This window comes from Spirosoma jeollabukense (genome assembly GCF_054777855.1).
In genome coordinates this window covers 63,831-86,716 of record NZ_BAAHAD010000014.1, presented here as the reverse complement: position 1 = coordinate 86,716, position 22,886 = coordinate 63,831, and the positions used below count along the sequence as shown (strand labels likewise).

Annotated in this window: 22 protein-coding genes and 1 tRNA gene; 10 read left to right on the top strand and 13 right to left on the bottom strand. The window is 48.3% G+C overall.

Going from position 1 to position 22,886, the window contains the following annotated elements:
- Nucleotides 1-123: 123 nt before the first annotated feature.
- From ACYVEA_RS30750 to ACYVEA_RS30740, 3 genes are read left to right on the top strand one after another with little or no spacing between them, the layout of a single operon-like run.
- Nucleotides 124-357 (top strand): hypothetical protein, encoded by a 234-nt coding sequence (locus ACYVEA_RS30750; protein WP_461117205.1) that lies wholly within the window; start codon nucleotides 124-126, stop codon nucleotides 355-357.
- Between the two features lie 30 nt (nucleotides 358-387).
- A complete protein-coding gene (locus tag ACYVEA_RS30745; protein ID WP_461117204.1) occupies nucleotides 388-606 on the top strand; it encodes a VF530 family protein in 219 nt (72 codons plus the stop codon).
- Between the two features lie 43 nt (nucleotides 607-649).
- Nucleotides 650-1,582: a glycoside hydrolase family protein gene (locus ACYVEA_RS30740; protein WP_461117203.1), complete on the top strand. Its 933-nt coding sequence runs from the start codon at nucleotides 650-652 to the stop codon at nucleotides 1,580-1,582.
- 87 nt (nucleotides 1,583-1,669) lie between these two features.
- Here the strand turns inward: ACYVEA_RS30740 and ACYVEA_RS30735 are convergent, their stop codons facing one another.
- Both ACYVEA_RS30735 and ACYVEA_RS30730 read right to left on the bottom strand, forming a co-directional pair.
- On the bottom strand, nucleotides 1,670-3,016 hold the full coding sequence (locus ACYVEA_RS30735) for a Gfo/Idh/MocA family protein (RefSeq protein ID WP_461117202.1): 1,347 nt from the start codon (nucleotides 3,014-3,016) through the stop codon (nucleotides 1,670-1,672).
- A 111-nt stretch (nucleotides 3,017-3,127) separates the two neighbouring features.
- Nucleotides 3,128-3,523, bottom strand: coding sequence for a VOC family protein (locus ACYVEA_RS30730; protein ID WP_461117201.1), 396 nt, complete (start codon nucleotides 3,521-3,523; stop codon nucleotides 3,128-3,130).
- Nucleotides 3,524-3,691: 168 nt separating this feature from the next.
- Between ACYVEA_RS30730 and ACYVEA_RS30725 the strand changes: the two genes are divergently transcribed.
- Nucleotides 3,692-4,102, top strand: a complete 411-nt coding sequence (locus ACYVEA_RS30725) for a hypothetical protein (protein WP_461117200.1) — start codon at nucleotides 3,692-3,694, stop codon at nucleotides 4,100-4,102.
- Here the strand turns inward: ACYVEA_RS30725 and ACYVEA_RS30720 are convergent.
- The 5 genes from ACYVEA_RS30720 to ACYVEA_RS30700 form a co-directional block, all read right to left on the bottom strand.
- Nucleotides 4,068-4,622 (bottom strand): DUF6624 domain-containing protein, encoded by a 555-nt coding sequence (locus tag ACYVEA_RS30720; RefSeq protein WP_461117199.1) that lies wholly within the window; start codon nucleotides 4,620-4,622, stop codon nucleotides 4,068-4,070. The two genes, ACYVEA_RS30725 and ACYVEA_RS30720, sit on opposite strands and share 35 nt — an antisense overlap.
- Nucleotides 4,623-4,733: 111 nt before the next feature.
- Nucleotides 4,734-4,808 (bottom strand) — tRNA-Val (locus ACYVEA_RS30715).
- Nucleotides 4,809-4,880: 72 nt separating this feature from the next.
- Nucleotides 4,881-6,197, bottom strand: coding sequence for an MFS transporter (locus ACYVEA_RS30710; protein WP_461117198.1), 1,317 nt, complete (start codon nucleotides 6,195-6,197; stop codon nucleotides 4,881-4,883).
- A 47-nt stretch (nucleotides 6,198-6,244) separates the two neighbouring features.
- A complete protein-coding gene (locus ACYVEA_RS30705) occupies nucleotides 6,245-7,132 on the bottom strand; it encodes an alpha/beta fold hydrolase (protein WP_461117197.1) in 888 nt (295 codons plus the stop codon).
- Nucleotides 7,133-7,135: 3 nt separating this feature from the next.
- Nucleotides 7,136-7,615 (bottom strand): hypothetical protein, encoded by a 480-nt coding sequence (locus tag ACYVEA_RS30700; protein ID WP_461117196.1) that lies wholly within the window; start codon nucleotides 7,613-7,615, stop codon nucleotides 7,136-7,138.
- Nucleotides 7,616-7,876: 261 nt separating this feature from the next.
- Here ACYVEA_RS30700 and ACYVEA_RS30695 point away from each other — a divergent pair, with 261 nt between their 5' ends.
- The 3 genes from ACYVEA_RS30695 (at nucleotide 7,877) to ACYVEA_RS30685 (ending at nucleotide 11,045) form a co-directional block, all read left to right on the top strand.
- The gene (locus tag ACYVEA_RS30695; RefSeq protein ID WP_461117195.1) at nucleotides 7,877-9,055 is read left to right on the top strand and encodes a glycosyltransferase family 2 protein; all 1,179 of its coding nucleotides are present in this window, start codon (nucleotides 7,877-7,879) and stop codon (nucleotides 9,053-9,055) included.
- A gap of 4 nt (nucleotides 9,056-9,059) precedes the next feature.
- Complete coding sequence (locus ACYVEA_RS30690) at nucleotides 9,060-9,707, top strand: glycosyltransferase (RefSeq protein ID WP_461117194.1); 648 nt, start codon at nucleotides 9,060-9,062, stop codon at nucleotides 9,705-9,707.
- Nucleotides 9,708-9,812: 105 nt separating this feature from the next.
- A complete protein-coding gene (locus tag ACYVEA_RS30685) occupies nucleotides 9,813-11,045 on the top strand; it encodes a glycosyltransferase family 4 protein (protein ID WP_461117193.1) in 1,233 nt (410 codons plus the stop codon).
- 5 nt (nucleotides 11,046-11,050) lie between these two features.
- Here the strand turns inward: ACYVEA_RS30685 and ACYVEA_RS30680 are convergent, their stop codons facing one another.
- Nucleotides 11,051-12,889: an ABC transporter ATP-binding protein gene (locus tag ACYVEA_RS30680; RefSeq protein WP_461117192.1), complete on the bottom strand. Its 1,839-nt coding sequence runs from the start codon at nucleotides 12,887-12,889 to the stop codon at nucleotides 11,051-11,053.
- 154 nt (nucleotides 12,890-13,043) lie between these two features.
- Nucleotides 13,044-14,096, bottom strand: a complete 1,053-nt coding sequence (locus ACYVEA_RS30675) for a glycosyltransferase family 4 protein (RefSeq protein WP_461117191.1) — start codon at nucleotides 14,094-14,096, stop codon at nucleotides 13,044-13,046.
- A 229-nt stretch (nucleotides 14,097-14,325) separates the two neighbouring features.
- Here ACYVEA_RS30675 and ACYVEA_RS30670 point away from each other — a divergent pair, with 229 nt between their 5' ends.
- On the top strand, nucleotides 14,326-15,396 hold the full coding sequence (locus ACYVEA_RS30670) for a glycosyltransferase family 4 protein (protein WP_461117190.1): 1,071 nt from the start codon (nucleotides 14,326-14,328) through the stop codon (nucleotides 15,394-15,396).
- A 5-nt stretch (nucleotides 15,397-15,401) separates the two neighbouring features.
- Here ACYVEA_RS30670 and ACYVEA_RS30665 read toward each other — a convergent pair whose 3' ends face one another.
- The gene (locus ACYVEA_RS30665; RefSeq protein WP_461117189.1) at nucleotides 15,402-16,370 is read right to left on the bottom strand and encodes a zinc-binding alcohol dehydrogenase family protein; all 969 of its coding nucleotides are present in this window, start codon (nucleotides 16,368-16,370) and stop codon (nucleotides 15,402-15,404) included.
- A 298-nt stretch (nucleotides 16,371-16,668) separates the two neighbouring features.
- Between ACYVEA_RS30665 and ACYVEA_RS30660 the strand changes: the two genes are divergently transcribed.
- Nucleotides 16,669-18,315: a T9SS type A sorting domain-containing protein gene (locus ACYVEA_RS30660; protein ID WP_461117188.1), complete on the top strand. Its 1,647-nt coding sequence runs from the start codon at nucleotides 16,669-16,671 to the stop codon at nucleotides 18,313-18,315.
- Nucleotides 18,316-18,515: 200 nt separating this feature from the next.
- Here the strand turns inward: ACYVEA_RS30660 and ACYVEA_RS30655 are convergent, their stop codons facing one another.
- Nucleotides 18,516-18,995, bottom strand: coding sequence for an ankyrin repeat domain-containing protein (locus ACYVEA_RS30655; RefSeq protein WP_461117187.1), 480 nt, complete (start codon nucleotides 18,993-18,995; stop codon nucleotides 18,516-18,518).
- Between the two features lie 264 nt (nucleotides 18,996-19,259).
- Here ACYVEA_RS30655 and ACYVEA_RS30650 point away from each other — a divergent pair, with 264 nt between their 5' ends.
- Entirely contained in the window at nucleotides 19,260-21,296 is a 2,037-nt protein-coding gene (locus ACYVEA_RS30650) for a thioredoxin domain-containing protein (protein WP_461117186.1), read from the top strand.
- 12 nt (nucleotides 21,297-21,308) lie between these two features.
- On the opposite strand, the gene ACYVEA_RS30645 is transcribed toward ACYVEA_RS30650, so the two are convergent.
- Together ACYVEA_RS30645 and ACYVEA_RS30640 are read right to left on the bottom strand one after the other, a co-directional pair.
- Nucleotides 21,309-22,127 carry a class I SAM-dependent methyltransferase gene (locus ACYVEA_RS30645; protein WP_461117185.1) on the bottom strand — a complete coding sequence of 273 codons (819 nt, stop codon included), beginning with the start codon at nucleotides 22,125-22,127 and terminating at the stop codon, nucleotides 21,309-21,311.
- Between the two features lie 315 nt (nucleotides 22,128-22,442).
- Nucleotides 22,443-22,865, bottom strand: a complete 423-nt coding sequence (locus ACYVEA_RS30640; protein ID WP_461117184.1) for a secondary thiamine-phosphate synthase enzyme YjbQ — start codon at nucleotides 22,863-22,865, stop codon at nucleotides 22,443-22,445.
- Nucleotides 22,866-22,886 lie beyond the last annotated feature (21 nt).

Here is a 22,886-nt window from a genome sequence, read left to right as displayed (position 1 = left end):
GCTACTCCAGCTAATTTTTCGTACATTATTGAACAAAAGAGTCCGCTTACAGGCTTTGACCTAAGGTAGATCAGTGGAATTAATGGATTCCGTAGCCTAAAGCACTCTCAAAATGGACGTAAAATGAATCAGGGAACAAGCAGCATTAACTGGATTGACATTAGGGATCAGCAACCGATGGGTGAAATACAGGTATTGGCCATTGGTCATCAGGATGAAATGTTGATTGGGCTTTGCTACCAACAGGGTAATGTATTTAATTGCAAAGCGGAGAGTGCCATTCTGGAGAATGTTTCTCATTGGCTAAATTTGGGTGAATTACGCAGCTTGCTCCATCTCCAGCGACCGGATCAATAAAAAAACGGTCGAATACCAAAACGCTTAACCATGACCAACGCCCAGCTCAACAATCCGCTACATGGCAAAACACTCGAAACAATTCTGAACGAGCTGGTTGCTCATTATGGTTGGGAAGAAATGGGGTATCGCATTAACATTCGCTGTTTTACCGATAATCCGAGCATTAAATCAAGCCTGACCTTTCTTCGGAAAACGCCCTGGGCACGGCAAAAAGTCGAGGAATTATACCTGACAATGAACGACTAACACAGGCTGGCGCGGTTAATACTCGCGCCAGATTAGGCTTTATATGAATTCAATCGCTACGTTCGTCGCTCTTGTTTGTGCCTGCCTGCTGACGGGTGAAGGAAATCGGCTGGTTACTGTGTCCTTGCCGTCGAAAGATGAGCCGCAATTTCCAACGGAACTGGTTTCATTTGTCCCCTATAAAAACAACCCGGTTTTCGCGGGTACGAGTGCCGATACGTGGGATAACAAAATTCGGGAACGGGGCTATATCCTGCACGAAGGCGATACGTATCACATGTGGTATACGGGCTACCGCGAAGACGGAGATAAAGTCAAACACCTCGGCTATGCTACGTCGGCGGATGGCCTAACCTGGACGCGTTACAAAAATAACCCCATTCATACAGCAGGCTGGGTGGAAGACATGACGGTGCTTAAAGACGGCAGTACGTATTACATGTTTGCCGAGGGGCTGAATGATGTGGCCCATCTGCTCACCTCAACGGATCGCGTAACCTGGACGGAGCAGGGACCGCTTGATATTCGGTACACTAACGGCCAGCCGCTCAGCAAAGGGCCCTACGGAACGCCAGCGATCTGGAAAGAGGGCGATGTCTGGTATCTTTTCTACGAACGAAAGGATCAGGCAGTCTGGCTGGCAACGTCTAAAGACCGGAAGGTGTGGACCAACATTCAGGATGAACCTGTCCTGGCTAAAGGCCCAACGGATTATGATCGCTACGCTATAGCGATGAACCAGGTCATTAAGCACAAAGGGCTTTATTATGCCTACTACCACGCATCGGCCTTTTCCGACTGGCACGAGTGGTCAACGAACGTAGCGGTATCGAAAGACCTGATTCACTGGACGAAGTTCGCCGGAAATCCAATTGTTGGCGGTAATAAATCGAGTGGTATTGTCGTCAACGACGGCAAGCAGTACCGGTTGTACACAATGCACCCATCGGTGAATGTGTTTCTGCCAGCGAACTAACGTAGTGCGGTGCTTCAGCCCGTGTATAGGTTAAAAATAGACCTACAACTTAGCCTATGACTACGCGGGCTGAAGCACCACGCTACGTTAAACCACCGGCAATTTCCAGCCGTTGTGGTAATGAGCCGCAATCATGGCGTTGGCCTGTGGGTCATTTTTAAAGCCTTTCGCTGCGGCATCCCAATATACTTTACGGCCTGTTTTGTAGGCAATGTTTCCCATGTGAGCATTGATGGCGGCAATACTACCCGTTTCGATGCCACATTTCAGAATGCTGGCATCGTTGGTTTTTATCGCCTGAACAAAGTTTTTCGTGTGTTCATTGAGATACTCCCCGTTACGAACCTGCCTGGGAATATCCTCGACTTTATAGACTTTGATGCCATTTTTGGTTTCCGTTTCGGGGAGCAGTTCCCAGCCGTCTCGGTTCAGTACCAGCGTAGCGTTATTCCCGATAAACGCAATGCCCTCCGTCCGTCCATAGTTGCCACCGTCGATGCCCGTAGCGTGTTCCCAGAGCATGTTGAAGCCTTCATATTCATAGACCGTCTGTAACGTATCGGGTGTTTCGGAGGCATCATCGGGATAGGCGAGTTTGCCGCCCGACGCCATCACCGATCTGGGCGCTTTGGCGTTCATGGCAAAGAGGGCAATATCGATTTCATGAACACCCCAGTCGGTCATCAGGCCACCGGCATAATCCCAGAACCAGCGAAAATTGAAATGAAATCGGTTCGGATTAAAGGGGCGCTTCGGGGCTGGACCCAGCCACATATCGTAGTCAACGCCGGCCGGTGGTGCACTGTCGGGCTTAACCGGAACGGGTTTCATCCAGCCCTGATACGCCCACACTTTCACCAAACGAATATTCCCTAATTTGCCCGAACGGACGTACTCAATCGCTTTGGCATAATGCGAACCACTACGTTGCCATTGACCTATCTGCACAATTTTATTGGCTTTGCGGGCAGCGGTCAGCATCAAATTACACTCCTCGATGCTGTTGGCTAAAGGTTTTTCGCAATAGACGTGTTTCCCAGCCGATAACGCATCGGTCATGGCCATGCAGTGCCAATGATCCGGCGTACCAATAATGACCGCGTCGATATCCTTATTTTCCAGCATTTTCCGGTAGTCTTTGAAAAGCTGGGGGCGTTTATGTTGTATGGCCTCAACATCAGCCGCTCGTTTGTCCAGCACACTCTGATCGACATCGGCGAGGGCGACACACTCGACGTCGCTCAATAGCAAATGGGAGCGGAGATCCGACCAGCCCATGCCATTGCAGCCAATTACACCAATCTGAAGTTTATCGCCGGGAGCAACCCGTTTCCGTTGGCTGGCGATTGCTTCCAGCGTGGGAAGCGTAATTAGTCCGGCTCCCGAAGCGGTTATGAGTGAGTTTCGCAAAAAATGTCGGCGTGTCGTTGTCATTCGATTGTCAGGGTTTAGAGATGGGCAGATGGAGTACATCTCTAAAAGCACATTCAGCCACGTAACTAATCAACTTGTCGACGGGTGAACGCTTTCTTTTTGAATTTAAACTCAAGGCTGCCGTTCGCCGTAGCAATAACAAAGTCCGTCGGGAGCAACGACAAAAAAGACGTTCCAGTTGGTATCTCCATGTTTTTGATGGTCAACGTTCGATACGTCCTTTTTCAGACCATTTGCCTTCAATTCCCCAAGCGCTCTTTCGAGATTATCGACCTCAAAAAAGCAACCGTCCTGGGTTGGATCACCGCCATTCTCGGCCAGACCAAGTTGAAATCCGTTCTTATCCAACGTAGCGGATTTATGGGGTGAATCCTGCCGGGAAACCACCCGAAATCCCATAATCGTTTCGTAAAAGGGAATGGCCATCTCCAGATTATGAACCGGCAAATTCATTTTATCCTGCTGGTATGGCCAGGCATTTTTAATAATCACTCCTATAGGTTCCATTCGTCGTTGTTTTTCTGCTTCGAATCGGCTGTAAAAAATAGTGGTAAGTCAAAGATTGTCATAACCTACTGAGCGTTTATCCGGCAAAACCACCGTTAATGTATTTTGCTAAATGTTAGCTGATAAGCTACCCTACATTGCATAGTTCCTTGTAAAGCACTATTCATTATGAAAGCTGTTTCAAGTATATCTGTACTTCTTTTGATCAGCGCACTGCTGGCTTGTTCTGACGGCAATAACCGTAAAATTTCGGTTACTGACTCCCCCAATACGTATGAATTCCTGGCCAAATTCGAAAAGGAAAAAACCAAACGTGTTCAGGATTTTATCAATACCCAGGTGGCTCCCAGTAGTTTTTCAGGTGATCACGTGGATATTACAACGACACTGGATGACAAGACTAGATTCAAGCTGGAAGAAAGGGCGGGTCGCATACGAATAGAACTGGATAAAGAAGCCAATTCGGACGCGTCTTACCAGCGTATTAAAACAATGTGTGAGGGTATTGAAAAAGTACTTGACGAAAGTAACGTGTTAATTCTAATTAGATCCAGCCCGCTTTTAGTCGCCACGCGTTGAAACCTGCATCCGTATGTAAATCGCCCGACGTTTCAGTGTGCGAATAGGCAATTATGTCTGTTAAGGAAATGAGGGGCAGCTTTAGCTCTTCCCGAAGTACATTCACCATTGCCTTGTCCTCTACCGGGTACAGTTTCCCATTATCATACTGGGTGCCGTATCGTTGGGGCTTTCCCTCAAAATAACAAATCCGATCATACAGATAGGCTACATTTTGAGGGTTGATGTCGTCCATCGAGTCCAGCATCCATTGATAGCTGTCCCGCATGAAAGAAGCTTCGCCAATCGAATGCTGTACAATAAGCCAGGCCGCATCGCTGGCTTCCGCACCCACCTTCGACCGGGTTGGCCATCCAATGGAAAAAATAATTTCCCGTAGTCGGGCAGCATTGGCTCTATGGACAGCTTCCATTTCTGGATTATAGCCATCCGATAGCTTATTCTCCACTAATAATCGTTCCCGAACGACTCCGTCATGTTGAGCCAGTTGAATCAGTTCATGGGCCACATCCTTCTCCATAGAACTTTTGGTAATCAAATCCCCTGAAACTAACCGATGATGTGAATGAGCAAGATGAGTTAACCAAAAAGCCGTTTGCTCGAATGAGCAAACGGCTTTTTGGTTTTTCAGTAGGAAGTAGCGGGCTCGAACCGCTGACCTCTGCTCTGTCAAAGCAGCGCTCTGAACCAACTGAGCTAACCTCCTTTGTCCCCGAGAAAGCGTTAACGACGAAGTTCTTGTAAACCATCGTCGCTAACGCCTTCCGGGGTTGCAAACTTACAAAACTTCCTCTGTTTCCAAATGGGTGCGGTAAATTTTTTGCGACGGAATTCGCCACAAAAGCACAAAGCCAATGATAAACAGCACCAGTAACGCCAGCACACTGTTGCGCATACTCCCCGTTATTTGTTCAATAAGCCCGTAAACCAGCGTACCGAATACGATAGACGTTTTTTCGGTTACGTCGTAGAAACTAAAATAAGAAGCCGTGTCGGTCGTAGCCGGGATAAGCTTGGAATAAGTCGAGCGCGATAGTGATTGAATACCGCCCATGACTAAGCCAGCCACACCGGCCAGCCCGAAAAACTGCGTTTGTGTCTGCACGAAATAGGCCCCGGCACAAAACAGAATCCAGATCACCACGGCTGTCATCAGGGCATGCGTATTGCCGAACCGTTCCGACAGCCGCGAGAATCCATACGCCCCCGGAATGGCCACCAACTGAATGAGCAGAATGGTGATGATTAAACTCGGACCGGGTAAGTGCAATTCATCAGTCCCGAAAATAGTGGCGACATACATAACTGTTTGCACGGCCATATTATAGACGAAAAAAGCGACTAAAAAGCGTTTCGCTAGAGGCTGCTCCTGCAAGTTACTCCAGACATGACGCAGTTCCTTGAAGCCATTCAGCAAATAATTTCCGCTACGTTCGGTTGTCTTTTTAAGGCCATCGGGCAACCGGCTGAACGGAATCTGGGCGAAACCAATCCACCACAGCCCGACTGTCAGGAAGGCAATTCGGGAAGCCAGTGCCTCGGAGATGTTGCCGAACCATTCGCGTTTGAGAATCACCAGCAGATTCAACACCATGAGCAGAACGCTCCCGATGTAGCCCATTGAGAACCCCCGCGCGCTAACCCGATCGTATTGATCTTCAGTGGCAATGTCGGGCAGGTAAGAATTGTAAAAGACAATACTTCCGCTCCAGCCAATCAGGCTGAGCCAGAAGCAGATAACCGCGAACGTAGTGGTTTCCTTTGTGAAGAAGTAAAGCAGGCTACAACTGACCGCGCCCGTATAGCAAAACACCTTCATGAACAGTTTCTTGTTACCACTATAATCGGCGATGGCGGTGCAGATAGGGGATAGGAGGGCCGTAAATAGAAAAGCGGCCGAGATAGTATACGAGAACAGCACCGAGTTTTTGATGGAAAGCCCCAAAAAGTTGATTACGGGACCACCCGTCTCGTTGAGCGCTGTCGCCGAGAAATAAACCGGGAAAATACTGGATACAATGACGAGCGCGTGGACAGAATTTGCCCAATCGTAAAAGGTCCAGGCGGTAAGGATACGAGGGTTGTTTTTCTGCATAAAGAGTGAAAGAGTGAATGAGCGGTTAAGCAAGTTACATCGCTCTTTCACTCATTCGCTCTTTCACTCTTTAAAAAGTCAATTACGGCTCGGGTAAACGCGTGGTTGGAGTCGCCGGCAACCATGTGGCCTGCATCGGCAACGCTCACGCTTTGAACGTGTGGGACGGCATCCAGGAATTCGGCTACAACTTTATCGCTCACTACGTCGCTCATGCCACCGCGCACGATCAGCGTGGGAACCGTAAGGGCACGAGCGGCCGCGTAGAGTCGTTCTTCATTACGTATTGCTTGGTCAGGGCCACTGTTTTGTCGCCACAACGCCAGCATTTTCGGGTCCCAGTGCCAGAAATAGCGAGACTCGCCATCCGCTGCCTGTCGCAGACGTAGATTTTTCTCTAATCGCTTATGATCCGACGGGCGGGCCGGGGTCGCGTTCGACCGGTGGGGGAGGTAAGCTGCTACGGCCTCGGCGGCTTCGTCTAAACTGGCAAACCCTTTTTGATTGCCACTCATAAAAGCAAAAATCCGCTCGATACCCTTCTGTTCAGTACGGGGGGCTATGTCTACCAGCACGATGGCGGTGCATATGGAATCTGTATTAGCTGGTCGTTCGCCTTCGGCAATGAGCGCCGTCATACCGCCCATCGACGCGCCCACGAGCGCTGGTTTCTGGTTAAGTTGGGCCGCCACCGCGCGCAGGTCGCTGGCTAAATACTCAAGCCCGTAATGACCTTCTGGCGACCAATCGCTATCGCCATGACCCCGAGCGTCGAGGGCAATGGCATACCAACCAGCTTCGGCTAACCAGCTGGCCGTATCACCCCATGAATAGCGGGTTTGGCCTCCACCGTGTAACAGAAGTACCGGTTTATGGGTTGGATCTCCCCAGGCATCGGCCGATACATAGAAACCAGGTTCAGTTTCGAATTTCACGCTTTATAAACTTGGTACAAATACCAGGTAGATGTTGGTTTTGACGCCATCGACCGTAGCTTTATTATCCTGGCGTAAAATCAGCTTGTTCTTCGTCAGTTGAATAATGGGGAAATTTCCTTTAAATCCGGTCACGTCAACATCTATTGACTGATTGTCGGCCGCGAATTTCCAGGAACCTCCGTTAACCACCGTGTTAGACCGTTTGGGATCAAGGGCTCGAACCGTTCCATCAGCCCGAAACTGCATGGTTAATGTAAATAACACCTGAGACTCCAGACCCAATCGGCTTTCTTTGATATCCTGTCCGTCAGTCGTTGTAATGCTGTTGGTGACCCAGTTATTGGCCACCAGTAAGTCAGTTTGAGTGGACTCCGTGGGCGTTGCTCCATCGTCCTTTTTGCAGCCGGTTACTATACTGAAAAGGACAGTGAAGACGAGCAGAAATCGGAGAGTCGTCATAACGGAATAAGATCGTTTCATGAGTGCTTGTTTGGAATACTAACGAGGAGCCATAGCCGATTCGTTTGTCGAACAACGTCTGTCAGGCTGCAGCAGCTTTCTTATTTTTATTGGATTATTGTTGCAAAATACGACAAAAGACCAAATCATTACCTCAATTTGGCTGTCATTGTTCAGGAGCCGAGGCCGGGTCACGTAGTATTCCGCCAGCTAAATGAGTGGTTTGTGGTGCAATGAAACCCGGCAAATGGTGTTGTATAGTAGCGATAACGTTGACGAAAAATGAGCCTTTCTTTATTGGTCGGATTAAAAAATAACCTGCTCTACACACAGCATTTCTATGCCGAAACCCGTTTGCTATATCCAGAAATTGAAATCGTTTTTGTCAGCTATCACAGCACAGACGGAACCCACGAATGGCTCGATTCGCTACAGGATGCTCATGTAGAGTACTATTATGAAAATGAAGAGCGAACTCTCTCGGATACGTACAATAAATGCATCGAACTCGCTACGTCAGACTATGTATTATTTGCTCATAATGACATGGTGCTAACGCCGGGATTCGTCGAGCATTTGGCTTCTCTTCAATCGGTCCACCGCGTGGTTTTTTACACTACCGTGGAACCACCTATCTTTGCGGATGATGAACGACCCGGTAAAATTGTTCGTGATTTTGGTGTCGATATCGCTACGTTCCAGCGTGACGCTTTATTTCAGTTTTCCCGGCAGGAACAGCAAAAAAATATCGGGGAAAACAGGAATTTAGCGGACAGCAATAAAATTTCCTTTTTTTTATGTGCTGCCCGAAAAGTGCTGCTGGAAATCGGTGGATTGGATCCTGTTTTCAACCCTATGTTTTGCGAAGACGATGATTTGATACTTCGGCTTTCTTTAAAGGGACTGGAGATGGTTGTTTCTTTAAATGCCATCTGTTATCATTTTGTGAGTAAAACGTCCCGTTTTTCGGATGAATATAGCCGCAGGACGCAGCAAATAGAGGCTCAATCCAACAGAAACTTTATTCGAAAATGGGGATTTAGAAACAATTCTTCCGTGAAGAAAACCTATGATATCGGATTCGTAATAAGAAACGGCAACGTAGCAATTTTGCGGGAAATTGAGCCATGGTGTTCAACGATTTACATCGATACAGATGTTGAAACGTATCAAGCGGAGGAACAGCCCCGCACCAGCTTCGACCTCAGCAAAAAAATAAAGCCCCTGGGCGAAAAGAAAGAAAATGGAATTATTGTGTCGGTGGATGCAAAAAAAATAGATGCCGGGAAACTCGCCCAGATCGAATACCTTCATGAAGCCATTCACGCCAGGATTATGAAGCCTAGAAGCTTCTTGTCCAGGTTATTGGCCATTGCTCCACCAACGTTTACATGGCATGGGTACCGCATCCGGATCAATGACCAGACCTCTTACGAAAACCAGCTCATTAGTAAGTTCTGAAACGATGTTTGGACGATTATTTCAACGGAAACTCAAGTTGTCTTACGGAATTACGGTATGCAATGAAGCCGATGAGCTGGAGCGACTGCTTTCGTTTTTAGTGCAGCACAAAGATCGCCAGGATGAGATTCTTGTTTTGCAGGACAGCACCAGAGCCGACAAACGGGTAGCCGACATAATTGATAAATATCGCGGCAAACTGATTGTTAAGCAGCAAAAACTTGATAATGATTTTGCTACGTTCAAAAACAACCTGATCGGTATGGCTTCGGGCGATTATCTGTTTCAGATTGATGCCGATGAACTGCCTGCCGAAAAATTGATTCAAAACATCAAACGCGAGTTGATAAAGCATACGCAAAGCGATTGTTTTGCTGTGCCAAGAGTTAACCTGGTTGAGGGACTTACGAAGGAATTTATTGATAAATGGAACTGGAACGTAGATACTAAAGGACGTATCAATTTTCCGGATTATCAGATGCGGATTTTTAAGCTACAGCAGGGTATCGCGTGGAAAAACAAGGTTCATGAAGAACTAGCTGGCTTTCGACATTGTCAGTATCTTCCTTCGACCGATGAAAGTTTTTGCCTGATTCACCTAAAAGATATTGACCGGCAAAAACGGCAGAATGATTTTTATGAAACATTATAAACAAGGTTGTTAAACACGGAGAAAACGGAGGTTGTCATAGAGCAAACAAAGCCCTTCCTTTTACTTAGTGAAACTTTCTGAGGCTCTGTGTTTAAACTATTTAAAATGAAGAAAATAGCATTCGTGGTTCAGCGGTATGGAGAAGAAGTCAATGGTGGAGCGGAATACTACTGTCGGATACTGGCCGAACGATTAACGGCCCTGTATGAGGTTGACGTATTGACCAGTTGCGCGCTGGAATACGTAACGTGGGCCAATCATTTTCCGGCTGGTGCCAGTGTCATCAATGGTGTAAATGTCCTGCGGTTCCCCACCCTGCACAACCGGGATGAGGAAGGCTTTGCGCTGATGATCCACAAACTGACGAGAAAGCCACCGCCGGGCAAAAGCAAACTGTCGATCGCCCTGGAAGAAGTAGGGCGGCATATTTCGGGGAAAACAACGAAGTATTATGGCCAGCTCTGGGCCGAATACCAGGGCCCTTATGTTCCCGAATTGATAACGTATTTAAAGCAGAATTATAAAAAATACGATGCCTTAGTCTTTGTTACATATCTCTATTATCCAACGATTGCCGGGCTAAAGGTTGCCCCCCGGAAGTCCATTCTGATTCCGACCGCTCACGATGAACCCCCCATTCATCTGCCGGTGTTCAAGCGCTTTTTTTCGTTGCCCAAAGCCATGCTGTACATCTCGGCGGGTGAGAAACGATTTGTTGATCAGGCTTTCCCCAATAAGACGCAGTACACCGATATTCTGGGCGCGGGTATTGAACCTGCTCAGGTAAACACGGATCTGTCAGCTGCGGCTATTTTGGGCACTGATGCGCCCTACGTAATTTATATTGGCCGGATCGATACGTCGAAAGGTTGCGACGTACTGTTCGACTACTTTATCCGCTACAAAGAGGAAAATCCATCTCCGTTAAAGCTGGTGCTGGTGGGTCAGACGTTTATGACAATCCCTGAGCACCCCGATATAGTGCTGGCAGGATTTGTGGAGGAAGCCGTAAAAGTTACGCTGTTGAAAGGCGCTAAAGCATTGGTTATTGCTTCGCTGTATGAAAGTCTGTCGATGGTTACGTTAGAAAGCTTTTCGTACGGTGTCCCGGTTATTGCAAACGGTAAGTGCGAAGTCATCAGAGACCACGTTCAAATCAGTCAGGGTGGTATGCTATATACAGAGTATGCTGGTTTCAACGAGGCCGTTCACAAACTTTTAGCCCAGGACACGCGCGAAATGGGAGAAAATGGCAAAGCCTACATTGAGCAGAATTACACCTGGGATAAAGTACTGGCCAAGTTCGCCAAAGCTGTTGACTACGTTACAGGCCGTTAAAAAGATTATTGAAATACCTCCTGCATCATATTCAGGCGTTTGTAGATGCTGTCTTCGCTGTTGATCAGTTCGAAGTGATTACCTCGTTCGACAATCCGCCCGCCTTCCATGATTAAAATTTCGTCGGCTTCTTTGATGGTGCTCAGTCGGTGGGCGATCACCAGCGTAGTACGTCCTTCCATCAGGTTATTCAGGGCAATCTGCACCGATTTCTCCGATTCGACATCCAGGGCAGATGTCGCTTCGTCGAGAATCAGAATGGATGGTTTTTTGAAGACAGCCCGCGCTATACTCAACCGCTGACGCTGGCCACCGCTCAGGCGAATGCCCCGGTCGCCGATGTTGGTGTTGTAGCCATCTTCGGTTTCCATGATAAAATTATGGGCGTTGGCTATTTTTGCCGCTTCGATAACGTCTTCCAGGCTGGCATCCGGCTTCCCCAGGGCTATGTTGTTGAAGATCGTATCATTGAACAGAATGATTTCCTGCGTCACAAAGCTCATCTGTTCACGGAGTGATTCCATTTTGTAGTCCCGGACGTCAATACCGTCAATTTTGACGCTTCCCCGCGTGGATTCATAAAAACGGGGAATCAGATCGGCAATGGTCGATTTCCCGACGCCAGACGGGCCTACAAGAGCGATTTTTTTACCTTTTTCAATCCGGAAGCTGATATTTTTCAGGACTGGTTTATCACCATACTGGAAGCTAACATTGTCGAAGACGATGTCCCGCCGGAACGGTTCCATAACTTTGGCATCTGGCTTATCCAGGATTTCGATGGGTTTGTCCAGTAGCTCGATAATACGTTCGCCAGCGGCCTGTCCCTGCTGAATATTGGTAAGAGCTACCACAATGGCTTTCGCGGGACGTATCACCTGCGAAAAAATGGCGATGAAGGCAATGAACGAACTGGCTTGTAAACTTCCCTGACTACTCAGCACCAGACTACCTCCATATACCAGAATACAAGCTACGACAAACACACCCGACGCTTCGGAAAAGGCCGGGGCTAGTTCCTTGCGCTTAAAACCATCCAGACTAGCCTTTCTATAGAAATCATTCTCCAGACTAAACCGCTTTAAAATAAACGGCGTCGCATTGAACGATCGCAGAATCCGCATCCCCATGAGCGTCTCGTCCATCAGGGTGAGCATCCGCCCCATAGACGACTGCACATCTTTGGCTTCCTTTTTGAGTTTTTTTGTCACGGCCGCGATACCGACGGCTGAAATAGGAATAATGATAAGCGTAAAGAACGTCAGCTTGGCCGAAATGGCAAAAAGCGCCACAAAATAGCCAATGAGCATAAAGGGCTCTTTAAATACCACTTCAATCGAACTGCCCGCTACACCTTCGATCGCATAAACATCGCCGTTGAGCCGGGACAGTAAATCCCCTTTATGTTCCTTGGTAAAGTAGCCTAAGTGCAGGTAATTTATTTTTTCGAACAGGGCTTCCCTAAGCCGCTTCACCAGTAAGGTTCTGACACTGAGCAGGGATCGCTGAGCCAGAAACCGGAACAAGTTGGTCATAACCACCGCTACTACGATCATGCCTGCCAGAAAATACAGCGCATAGACAGGGTTGGTAGTTTTGAAATTGTAGATCAGGTGGTAAAAGATATCCTTGAAATAATCGGGCGACAACCGGAAGGTGGGCGTCAGGGCGTATTTAGCCGCATCGGCTGTGTTGATGGGATCAAACAGGAAATTGAGCAGCGGTATGATCAACGCAAATTGAAAGACGTTGAAAAATACGCCGATGAGGGTGAATACGATAAAGGGGACAATGAACTTTCCATAAGGCTTGGCATATACCATCAGCCGTCTATAAATCTTCATTCGTTAACGTTAACGTGGGTACTACCCACAAATTTACGGCTTAAATGGTTTAACATATTCAGTATCTACAGCGGCAGGCACGGAGAACATTGAGAAAAAAGATATACTAGATTTCTCTGTGTTCTCCGTGCCTGCCGCTGTAGATACTGAATCTCTAGGCTAATGACCGGTAGACTTCGATGTATTTTTTGGCTGAGTCTTCCCAGTTGAACGTAGCACTATGGGCTTTCATCGCTTCCTTCATCTGGCTTCCGGCCTTTTTGTAATGGCGCATGCCGGCCATAAAGTCTTCCTGCATGTTGTCAAAGCCGTAGAAATAGAAAGCCAGATCCTTACCTATTTCGGGTAGGGCTGTGTGTTTCGATAAGAAAACCGGTTTGCCGATGGACATGGCTTCGGTAACCGGGAGTCCGAAACCTTCGGCCAGCGATGGCATTACAACGGCCTGACAGTTATGGTAATACCACGATTTTTCCTGTTCGCTGATTTCATCTACCAGGTGCATCCGGTCCTCAACGTTTAATACCGATGCCTGCTGCTTTAGAAAATGGGCATAATCTTTATCCTCATGCCGACCAGCCAGCACCAGTTCCAGCGCCGGGTTGCTTTGTAATAACGGCAAAATCTGGTGCTGATTTTTTTTACGGGCAATGGCGCCAATGTTGAATAAAAATGGAATGGTTGGCCGATAGGATTTCTCTTTCAGCAAGGGCGTCTCCAGTCCGTTGGTGCCATTATAGATCATATGAACAGGTTTATTTCCCGTATCACAGTGGGTCAATACGTCGTTTTTTGTGAACTCAGAAATACAGACGATGGCATCGCTACGGTCTATATTACGCTGTACATCGTCAAGGCAACGTTTCTTTTTCTGCTCGGTCTTGTCCTCATGCAGGAAATTAAGGTCATGGATGGTAAGCACAACTTTAATCCGGCTATTTCGTCGGGGCAGGTATTGGGAACTTTGATAGGTACTATGCCAGATCTGAAACTGGCTAAGTGAGGGCATAAAAAATTTCTGGAGCGAATGCTGTGGAATAACGGGTACCGAAGGACCAAAGGCTGAGCGGATGTGGCTCGGTCCAAATACTGACAATTGCTCCTGGGTCGAGTTCTGTTGAAGGGCTTTCCCCAGATTGAGGCAATAGTAGTATAGACCAGTATTGGCATACTTCATCCTCTCGCAATCGAAGGTGATTCGAATCATACACAATAACCTTACAGGTTGTTTAACATGTTAAATAAAATGTTCGCTACAAATATAAGTTTGCCGTAAACTACACGGTTCTATAGCTTGGGACACCGAACCAGACAGAAGGGTTGGAATAGGAAAGACGAAGCCGTCTATACAACCAATACAATAGAATCGCCGTTATTGTTGCATAACCTATAAATTGCGCATTGTTGACACCCCTCGTCAACCACGTTTCTGACCTATGTCCCGTATCATTCTTGACTGCGACCTGATGAAATTTCCTCATTCTGGCTTGTACTATTACTGCCAAAATCTAGGCGAACAAATCAATCAGGTGCTTGCTGAAGAAAACGAGCCGTTCATGCAGATGTTTTTGCCGCCCCGTAAGAAACTTATCCTCCGGCCCGAACCGTATCATTTAGTGGAGCGAAAATGGCACAAATTCTTTCAACCCTTTTTGCTGGATTGTCGCGTATGGCATGCGCCTTTTCAGTCCGGGCGGATTTTTCCGAACCAAAAACGGTTTCCTAACCTGAAAATAGTGCTGACCATTCATGATTTGAACGTATTGCACGAAGGAAAATCTGAGTCCGTTCAGCAGAAAAGCATGGCCCATACGCAGTCACTGATCGATAAAAGTGATGCCATTATCTGTATTTCTGAATTCACTAAACGGGATGTACTGACTAACTGCTACGTCGGCGAGAAGCCCGTTCACGTGATCCATAACGGTGTGAATAAACTACCGGAGGCAACCGGAGACGTAGTGGGGTATAAGCCAGCCCGGGAGTTTTTGTTAGGGATTGGCTATCTGAATAAAAAAAAGAATTTTCACGTACTACTACCGTTGCTGGAATCAAATCCCGATCTGGAAATGATCATCGTTGGTCATCATGACGACCCGCATTACGTAGACCAGATGAAGCGTTTGGCTCACGAATTGGGCGTTGAGAAGCGGCTGCATCTGCCCGGAACGGTTTCTGAAGCGGACAAAATCTGGTATTTAAGGCATTGTAAAGCTTTCTTACATCCTTCGCTGGCCGAAGGCTTTGGCCTGCCGGTGGTCGAAGCCATGCAGTTTGGGAAGCCTGTTTTTCTCTCCCGCTTTACGTCTTTACCGGAAATAGGAGGGGATGCTGCGTTTTACTTTCCTGACTTTAAGGCCAACGTAGTGCAGAACGTGTATCGGCAGGGCATGCAGGAATATGAGACCTCAAACCTGGCGGAGGCTATTGTTAAACACGCAGCCCAATTCAATTGGGAGAAAAGCGCCCGCCAGTATATTGCTGTTTATCAGTCGCTTATTAACTGATCTGTCTAGGTTACTACGACAATTTTGCCGCCTGCCTGATTGCTTTCCATATACGCATGCGCGCGGGCAATATCATCGAGGTGAAAGACTTTGCTCACGTTTAAGTGGATCTGCCCAGCCTCAACGGTACGTATAAATTCCTGAAAAACCGCTGGAACTATGCTGGCCGCACCGCTATTGTAAATCGTCAGACTGACCAGTGGCGGTATGAAATCCATCGGAGCGAAATTCGGGATTTCCCATTGTTCAGCCAGCATACCGGTCATACATACCGTCCCCCCAGGTTTAGCGCAGTGTAAGGAATCTTTCAGCGTTACCGTACCAACCAGTTCCAATACTTTATCGACGCCGTCGGGGAAAATGGCCTTTACTTTGCTGGCTAATTCACCATCGTCAATGAGGCAGTAGGTGGCTCCGTTAGTCATCAGTAAGGGTGCTTTGTCGGGGTTTCTCGTTGTCGCAATAACCTGTAGGCCCATGCGCTTTGCCAACTGGGTCGCCAGCATGCCTATGGACGACGTACCCCCTCTAATAAGCAGATTCTCACCTTTTTGACAATTCAAGGCCAGACTAAGCGATCCGTAAACAGTTTGATACATTTCGGGTATGGCACCGAGTTGATCCCAACCCAACTGACTCTCGAACGGGAATACGATCGATTTTGGCAGCACTGTATATTCGGCATAACTTCCGTCGAAATCCCGTCCCATGCCGCCCATCAAAGCCGCGACTTTCTGTCCTCTTTGATAATCGCCGGATGGGTCAGATACTACTTCCCCTACGCATTCAATCCCTAATACGCGCGGAAATTTGACGTTTGGCGAATAGCCCTTACGCGTCATTAACTCCGATCGGTTTAGCCCAAAGGCTTTTACTTTAATCAGGATGGTACCTTCGCTGGCCTGTGGTATCGGTCTTTCTTCAAGCTGGAAGGCGTCTGCACCCCCTGGATTCATTAAAACAGCGGCTTTCATAACTAATTGCTCGATTGTGGTCTTGTGAGGTGACGTAGTTAAGTTTCGATTGGGCTTATTCAGCCAGGCAAAGGTGGCCGTTCTTGCCGGAAGCAACCCATAAACTAAATTAAGAAATACGCTTAACTTAGATTAAGGGTTACCATCATTTGAAAAGAGCTTTTGTATCGGCAGGTTGCTTGATGTAGGGTATTGACTTCCGATAGATCAGCTACTCATTGGAGATTCCGTTGAGGCTGACCGGCTGGCTCTGTCATACGTACAATCTCTTGGCTTAACTTTACCGAAACTTTACGTTATGCGCCGTCCGATTGTTTTTTTTTGTTTGTGGGTAACTGGGATTTGGCTAGGCAGTCAGCCACTGGCAACGGCTCAGGAACAGTGTGCGGATCGGCTTACGTTTACGCCCGTCAGCCAGCCCAATCAGATTGAGTGGAGCAAGTTCCCTGATTTTACCCTTCCATTTCCCGTCATCTATAATGGACCGCGATTTACGGACACGCAGGCCAGTCCACTACGTCATGGCTTTAGTAATTTAGTCGATGTCAAGGACAGCGAATTTGGCTCACTGGTTCAGTTCAAGCAGCGCGTTATTATCTACTATGGCTTTGCAACGGGTCTTAATCAACCCTGGGAAACCATCGAAAGTCCGTGGGCGAATGATCTGGATGCCTACCGCGCCAAGTGGGATCGCTTCTTGTCTGACATAAGTGGGGGACAGAAAAATTCGGCTGGGTTGTATATCGTTCAGGCGAGCCGACTGGTGCTGGACATTGAGCGGTTTCAGGAAACCGATGCCCGTATTCTCAGACTCAAACAGGACACGCGCGTCCCGGAAACGTATCGAAATCTAGCGGATGCTACGTTCATCGCCACGTATAAACAGGACATGCGTAATCTTCATGCCGAGGGGGTACGGTATATTCGTCAACACGCCGACCTGGGTGGAGCCAGTATCAGCAGTTATGCCGACACGCCCGTGCTGAATACGTATTTGAACGTACCAACCTTCTCCTGGGCCGATTGGACAACTAAAATCAACCTGACAAACTACCTGGTTCAGGAGGCCAGCGGAACGGGCATTGGTGGACCGTATTATGAACAACTGGACGCCTTGTCGCCCTCGGCCTATTATTTCTATGATTACCCGAACCCGCTGGCCAGAGATTATCTGGCGTATCTGTTGTTTCAGGTAGAAGTAAACCGCGCCTGGAGCAATAAGCCCGTGGTGCCCTGGGTCTGGATGCGGTACCATAATGAATCGAGCAGCTATCCGAATTTCATTCAGCCATTTATGGCCGAAGCGACCGCCATTTTTCCGTTTTTTTCGGGCGCAGCTGGGCTCTGGCTCTGGGAAGACCCATTTCTCACCCAGAGCCGGGCGGATAATTACGCGGCCTATGAGCACTTCACTCATGGGCTGTATCGACTGTCCCGTTTCGCCGATATGTTTCAGGGAACGCATGAACTGGTGATCGAAACGCCTGCCCGCGACCTCATGGATAAGCAACTTCCTGTGTGGCGGGGGGTGGTGAAGGAGAATAAAATTCTGATTGCGGCCCAGAATCCATATGCGAATGATGGACAGAAAACAAGTCTGACAGTACGCTATAAATCCTGGCAACACACCATTGAACTGACGGGGCGCGAGGTATATCTGTGCCGTTTTGATATGGGCAGCGTTACTGCAACGGAACCCTTGCTGCCAAACATAGTGGCGTCGCCTAATCCGGCCCAAACGATTCTGACCCTAACATTCGATCAACTTCCCCCGGCCTCCACCGAAATTGGATTGGTCAATATGTTCGGACAAACGGTCATCAGAAAAGCCGTGACCAGCAAAACCGGAATAGTGAACGTAGCGGATTTGCCCGTTGGGCTGTACGTTCTGCGCATTCAAAACGAAACCCAAAGCCAGACGAAAAAAATTATCATTAGCCATTAGGTGGGGCCGTACCGCCGGACGAACCGGCCCTGCACGAACGCTACATTAACTACTTTTTAGTGGGGTAACGAACCGTGTAACCCTGCTTGCTGTACAGGTAATTCAAGGAGATCAGGCAGAATGAGTTGACATAAAAAAGCCAGACCGTTAAACGAGGACCGGTGCTGTACAGACCTCTTAGAGATGCCGCTAACTTGTGGCTATTTTCCTATTTTATGCTCAATCAGGGCTATTATTTCTCTGCGGTTTTTGAGTTTGGCAAAGTCCAGGGGCGATTTACCATCATTCGAAAGCAGGCTTAAATCTGCATTGGCGGCTAAGAGTAATTTGACAATGTCAATGTTATTCTGCCAAATCGCATCATGCAGGGCGGTGTATCCATTATAAGGACCTTGTTTATTAATATCAATATTGTATTCAATCAAGAGTTGAGCCGCTTCCGTTCGGCCAGCATAGGCGGCCGCGTGTAAAGCGGTAGCCTTCATCCCCGGGTCAACAGCCCGCACATCAGCGCCAGCATCCAACAGTAATTTGACGATATGGGTATACCCCTTGTAAGCCGCAATGACCAATGGGGCATCCTGATTTGAATCCAACTCATTGACATCAGCCCCGTTTTGAATGAGTTGCTGAACAAGTAAGCTGTTATTTTTATTGATGGCGTTCAGTAAAGCGGTCATATCAACTCCTGTAGTTTACGTAAAGGGTATAGTTGACTGGGTGTCAATAGGCCCATTCGGCCAGCCTGACAAACAAATATAGGGACTGTGATGCCGTTTTGATGGCTGGTTCACTCTCTAAACCGGCCCCCTGCACCGATTGTCTGGTCTTTTTTACCAATCATACACTAAAGTAAAAACTGGTGCGTAACTCCTGTAGTTATAACAGAACTAAATGAGATACCCGGAGGAAATAGGAAAACTCTGTGTCAAAACCTCAACATCATGCCTAATCAACTGCAATACGAAACCAGTCCTTACTTACTCCAGCACGCCGAAAATCCAGTTGACTGGTATCCCTGGGGCGAGGAAGCCCTTGCCAAAGCCATCGCTGAAGATAAACCAATGCTGGTCAGTATCGGCTATTCGGCCTGCCACTGGTGCCACGTAATGGAACGGGAATCGTTTGAGAAAACCGACGTAGCGCAGGTGATGAACGAGCAGTTCGTATGCATTAAAGTTGACCGCGAGGAGCGCCCGGATGTAGACGCCATCTACATGGATGCGGTGCAGGCGATGGGTGTGCAGGGTGGCTGGCCGCTCAACGTATTTCTGATGCCCGATGCCAAACCCTTCTATGGTGTTACGTACCTTCCGAAGCGAAACTGGGTCAATTTGTTAGAAAGCATTCGATCGGCCTTCGATAACAACCGCGCCGATCTGGCGCAATCGGCGGAAGGATTTGCCCGGGAGTTGAACCTTACCGATGCCGAACGGTACGGCCTGACGCAGAACGACCCATTGTTTGCGCCCGAAACGCTCGACGTGTTCTATCGAAAAGTCGCCGTCAAAGCCGATGACGAGAAAGGGGGAATGCGCCGGTCACCGAAGTTTCCAATGCCCAGCATCTGGCGGTTTTTACTACGTTACTACGCCGTGACGGGCAACGACTCCGCATTGCATCAGGTCAAAATTACCCTCGACCGTATGGCGTTGGGCGGTATTTACGATCAACTCGGGGGCGGGTTTGCACGCTATTCAACCGATGTTGACTGGTTTGCACCCCATTTTGAAAAGATGCTTTACGACAATGGGCAGTTGCTGGCTCTGTACGCAGAAGCCTATAGCCTGACAAAATCGGAACTCTACAAGCACGTTGTCTATCAGACAATTGGCTTCATGCAACGCGAGCTACTGAGTCCGGAAGGTGGGTTTTACTCCGCCCTTGACGCCGACAGTGAAGGCGTTGAAGGGAAATTCTACACGTTTACGACCCCCGAACTACTTGACATACTGGGCCCTGATTATGACTGGTTCGCCGAATTGTATAATCTGACTGATGAAGGCAACTGGGAACACGGCCGTAATATCTTACACCGGACAGAATCCAATAAATCGTTTGCGGAACGCATGGGCTGGTCTCTGGATGACCTTAACCTGCGGTTAGATGCGACGCACGTTCGATTGCTTCGGGTACGTAATGAACGCATTCGGCCGGGACTGGATGACAAGATTCTCTGCTCGTGGAACGGTCTGATGCTAAAAGGATTGGCTACGGCTTACCGCGTTTTCGGGGAACCGGAATTTCTGGCACTGGCGCTTCGACTGGCGTATTTTCTACTGAAAAAGATGCGTGATACCCGTAACGGCCGACTCTGGCATACGTACAAAATGGGCCGCGCTCGTCAGGCGGGTTTCCTGGACGACTATGCGGCTGTAATCGACGGATTGCTGGCGCTCTATCAGGCAACTTTTGTTCAAAGCTGGTTGACGGAAGCTGACCAATTGATGCAGTACGTCCTGACGAATTTCAGTGATGCCGGCGAGTATGAAACCGGACCCGATCCGATGTTTTTCTTCACAGATAAAAACGGCGAAGAACTCATTGCCCGACGTAAAGAACTGTTTGACAACGTAATCCCGTCATCAAATTCAATGATGGCCGAGAATTTGTACATGTTAAGTCTGCTGCTCGAACGTAGTGAATACGCCGAACGGGCCGACCAGATGCTGGGCCGTGTACAACCGCTCGTCCAGCAAAATGCCGATTACCTGACCAACTGGGCGGCTCTGTTTGCTTTACGAACGCGTCCAACGGCCGAAATTGCCATTGTGGGTCCCGACACCGAACGATTTCGGGCTGAACTAGACGCCGAATTCTATCCCAACAAAGTGCTGTGTGGTTCGGTCAGCAAGAGCGATTTGCCGCTCCTGCACCAGCGTGGTCCAATCGATGAAAAAACAGCCATATATGTGTGTTACAACCGCGCCTGTCAATTGCCGGTTACGAGCGTTGCCGAGGTGTGGAAAATGGTAAAGTGATTGGTCAACCAGTTAACGCTTCCGGAGTATGACCAGATCCTGTTGATCTATACCCCTTGAAATCACGTTTATAACATCAAAATACTGGCTCCACCTTTCCTGAATGTAGGATTCTGTATGGTAGCTGTTCTTGTAGAATGAAGGTAAGCCATCGGTGCACGTATCTTCGGATGCGTAAAAAAAACCGGCCTGCCGGATCGTCTGTACTGCAGTGGAGCCAAGCTGATGAAAGAACGCGTCGCCATGGATGGTTAGCAAGGCATAGCCACCCTGGCGCAGTACGCGACTTATGTCGGCTAGCCAGGCCTGTTCCATATCTTCGGGTAGATGCGTAAAGACACTGATGGCGAACACGAGGTCAAACGTTTGATCGTCATGCAACATAGCAGGCCAGGAAGGGTTCAGTTTTACCGAACCTACCTGTGAATAATGTTCGCTAAGCCAGGTGACAGCCTCCGCGTCAATGTCTACACCATGAATTCCTTTGGCATTCGTCGACCGCAAAGCCAGCGGAATCAATGTTCGGCCGCAGCCACAGCCAAAATCCAGTACGTTCTCAAACTGCGTCAACGTGCGGTCAATTCCCGAAACCGCCAGCCCATGATTCATTTTGTTGATTAGCGACTGCCCGTGCAGAAAAAAATCAGTGTAATAGGAGCCTGAAACCCGAATCTGAAGGTTGGCGGGCGGGATAGCCGAAATCTGATCTTGTAGCATGAGCAATGAGTGAAGCTGGCCAATGTAAACTTCGTTCTGTCTGGCTCGGTTGCGTGTTTCTTTGACCTCGGCTATACCCTGTTTCAGATACTTGAAAGAGAAAAAATTGGACATGTTCATGGGTGAATAGGGTTGTTTAAGCGTATTGAAAAGCCCGTATCGGTCAAGCTTTTTGATAAACCTGATCCTGCTACGGGCCCTCAATATGTATGAGAAATGGGTGGATAGATGCATCATCGCCGAACGACGAACGTACATGACCCTTAAATCTCTGAATAACTTTATGCAAATGCCACCAGGTGTGGGTGAATGGCAGCTAATCCCAGGTGAGTGAACTGTTTTACAGGGTAGTGGAAAAATACTCATGTTCACCGTAGTGTCTGCTAAACGGCGGATCTGGCTATATAATAACCAGGAGAAATTAGTTATCTAATCACCCCAGGCTGTCAATACCAGCGTTCGCGACCCGCCGTGATCGCGGTGTTCGCCCAGGTAAATGCCTTGCCAGGTTCCCAGATTCAGGCGGCCATTCGTGATGGGAATCGTAACGGCGTGCCCCAGCATAGCGGCTTTCAGGTGGGCGGGCATATCGTCGGACCCTTCATAATCGTGTTGGTAATAGGGCTCATTTTCGGGAACCGTTTTGTTGAAAAACCGCTCGAAGTCTCCACGTACCGTTGGGTCGGCATTCTCGTTGATGGTCAGGCTGGCCGACGTATGTTGAATAAAAACGTGCAGCAAACCAACGCGAATCCGTTGCAGATCCGTAAACTCCCGTTCGATGGCTCGGGTAATCAAATGGAAACCACGCGAGTAGGCGGGTAGATGAATGATTTTTTGAAATGTGGGCATATACGTAGCGGATACTGACTA

Excerpts from the sequence above, each read along its gene's own strand:
- ACYVEA_RS30750 (WP_461117205.1), top strand. The coding sequence starts at position 124 with ATGAATCAGGGAACAAGCAGCATTAACTGGATTGACATTAGGGATCAG.
- ACYVEA_RS30745 (WP_461117204.1), top strand. The coding sequence starts at position 388 with ATGACCAACGCCCAGCTCAACAATCCGCTACATGGCAAAACACTCGAA.
- ACYVEA_RS30740 (WP_461117203.1), top strand. The coding sequence starts at position 650 with ATGAATTCAATCGCTACGTTCGTCGCTCTTGTTTGTGCCTGCCTGCTG.
- ACYVEA_RS30735 (WP_461117202.1), bottom strand. The coding sequence starts at position 3,016 with ATGACAACGACACGCCGACATTTTTTGCGAAACTCACTCATAACCGCT.
- ACYVEA_RS30730 (WP_461117201.1), bottom strand. The coding sequence starts at position 3,523 with ATGGAACCTATAGGAGTGATTATTAAAAATGCCTGGCCATACCAGCAG.
- ACYVEA_RS30725 (WP_461117200.1), top strand. The coding sequence starts at position 3,692 with ATGAAAGCTGTTTCAAGTATATCTGTACTTCTTTTGATCAGCGCACTG.
- ACYVEA_RS30720 (WP_461117199.1), bottom strand. The coding sequence starts at position 4,622 with ATGGAGAAGGATGTGGCCCATGAACTGATTCAACTGGCTCAACATGAC.
- ACYVEA_RS30710 (WP_461117198.1), bottom strand. The coding sequence starts at position 6,197 with ATGCAGAAAAACAACCCTCGTATCCTTACCGCCTGGACCTTTTACGAT.
- ACYVEA_RS30700 (WP_461117196.1), bottom strand. The coding sequence starts at position 7,615 with ATGAAACGATCTTATTCCGTTATGACGACTCTCCGATTTCTGCTCGTC.
- ACYVEA_RS30695 (WP_461117195.1), top strand. The coding sequence starts at position 7,877 with ATGAGCCTTTCTTTATTGGTCGGATTAAAAAATAACCTGCTCTACACA.
- ACYVEA_RS30690 (WP_461117194.1), top strand. The coding sequence starts at position 9,060 with ATGTTTGGACGATTATTTCAACGGAAACTCAAGTTGTCTTACGGAATT.
- ACYVEA_RS30685 (WP_461117193.1), top strand. The coding sequence starts at position 9,813 with ATGAAGAAAATAGCATTCGTGGTTCAGCGGTATGGAGAAGAAGTCAAT.
- ACYVEA_RS30680 (WP_461117192.1), bottom strand. The coding sequence starts at position 12,889 with ATGAAGATTTATAGACGGCTGATGGTATATGCCAAGCCTTATGGAAAG.
- ACYVEA_RS30675 (WP_461117191.1), bottom strand. The coding sequence starts at position 14,096 with ATGATTCGAATCACCTTCGATTGCGAGAGGATGAAGTATGCCAATACT.
- ACYVEA_RS30670 (WP_461117190.1), top strand. The coding sequence starts at position 14,326 with ATGTCCCGTATCATTCTTGACTGCGACCTGATGAAATTTCCTCATTCT.
- ACYVEA_RS30665 (WP_461117189.1), bottom strand. The coding sequence starts at position 16,370 with ATGAAAGCCGCTGTTTTAATGAATCCAGGGGGTGCAGACGCCTTCCAG.
- ACYVEA_RS30660 (WP_461117188.1), top strand. The coding sequence starts at position 16,669 with ATGCGCCGTCCGATTGTTTTTTTTTGTTTGTGGGTAACTGGGATTTGG.
- ACYVEA_RS30655 (WP_461117187.1), bottom strand. The coding sequence starts at position 18,995 with ATGACCGCTTTACTGAACGCCATCAATAAAAATAACAGCTTACTTGTT.
- ACYVEA_RS30650 (WP_461117186.1), top strand. The coding sequence starts at position 19,260 with ATGCCTAATCAACTGCAATACGAAACCAGTCCTTACTTACTCCAGCAC.
- ACYVEA_RS30645 (WP_461117185.1), bottom strand. The coding sequence starts at position 22,127 with ATGTCCAATTTTTTCTCTTTCAAGTATCTGAAACAGGGTATAGCCGAG.
- ACYVEA_RS30640 (WP_461117184.1), bottom strand. The coding sequence starts at position 22,865 with ATGCCCACATTTCAAAAAATCATTCATCTACCCGCCTACTCGCGTGGT.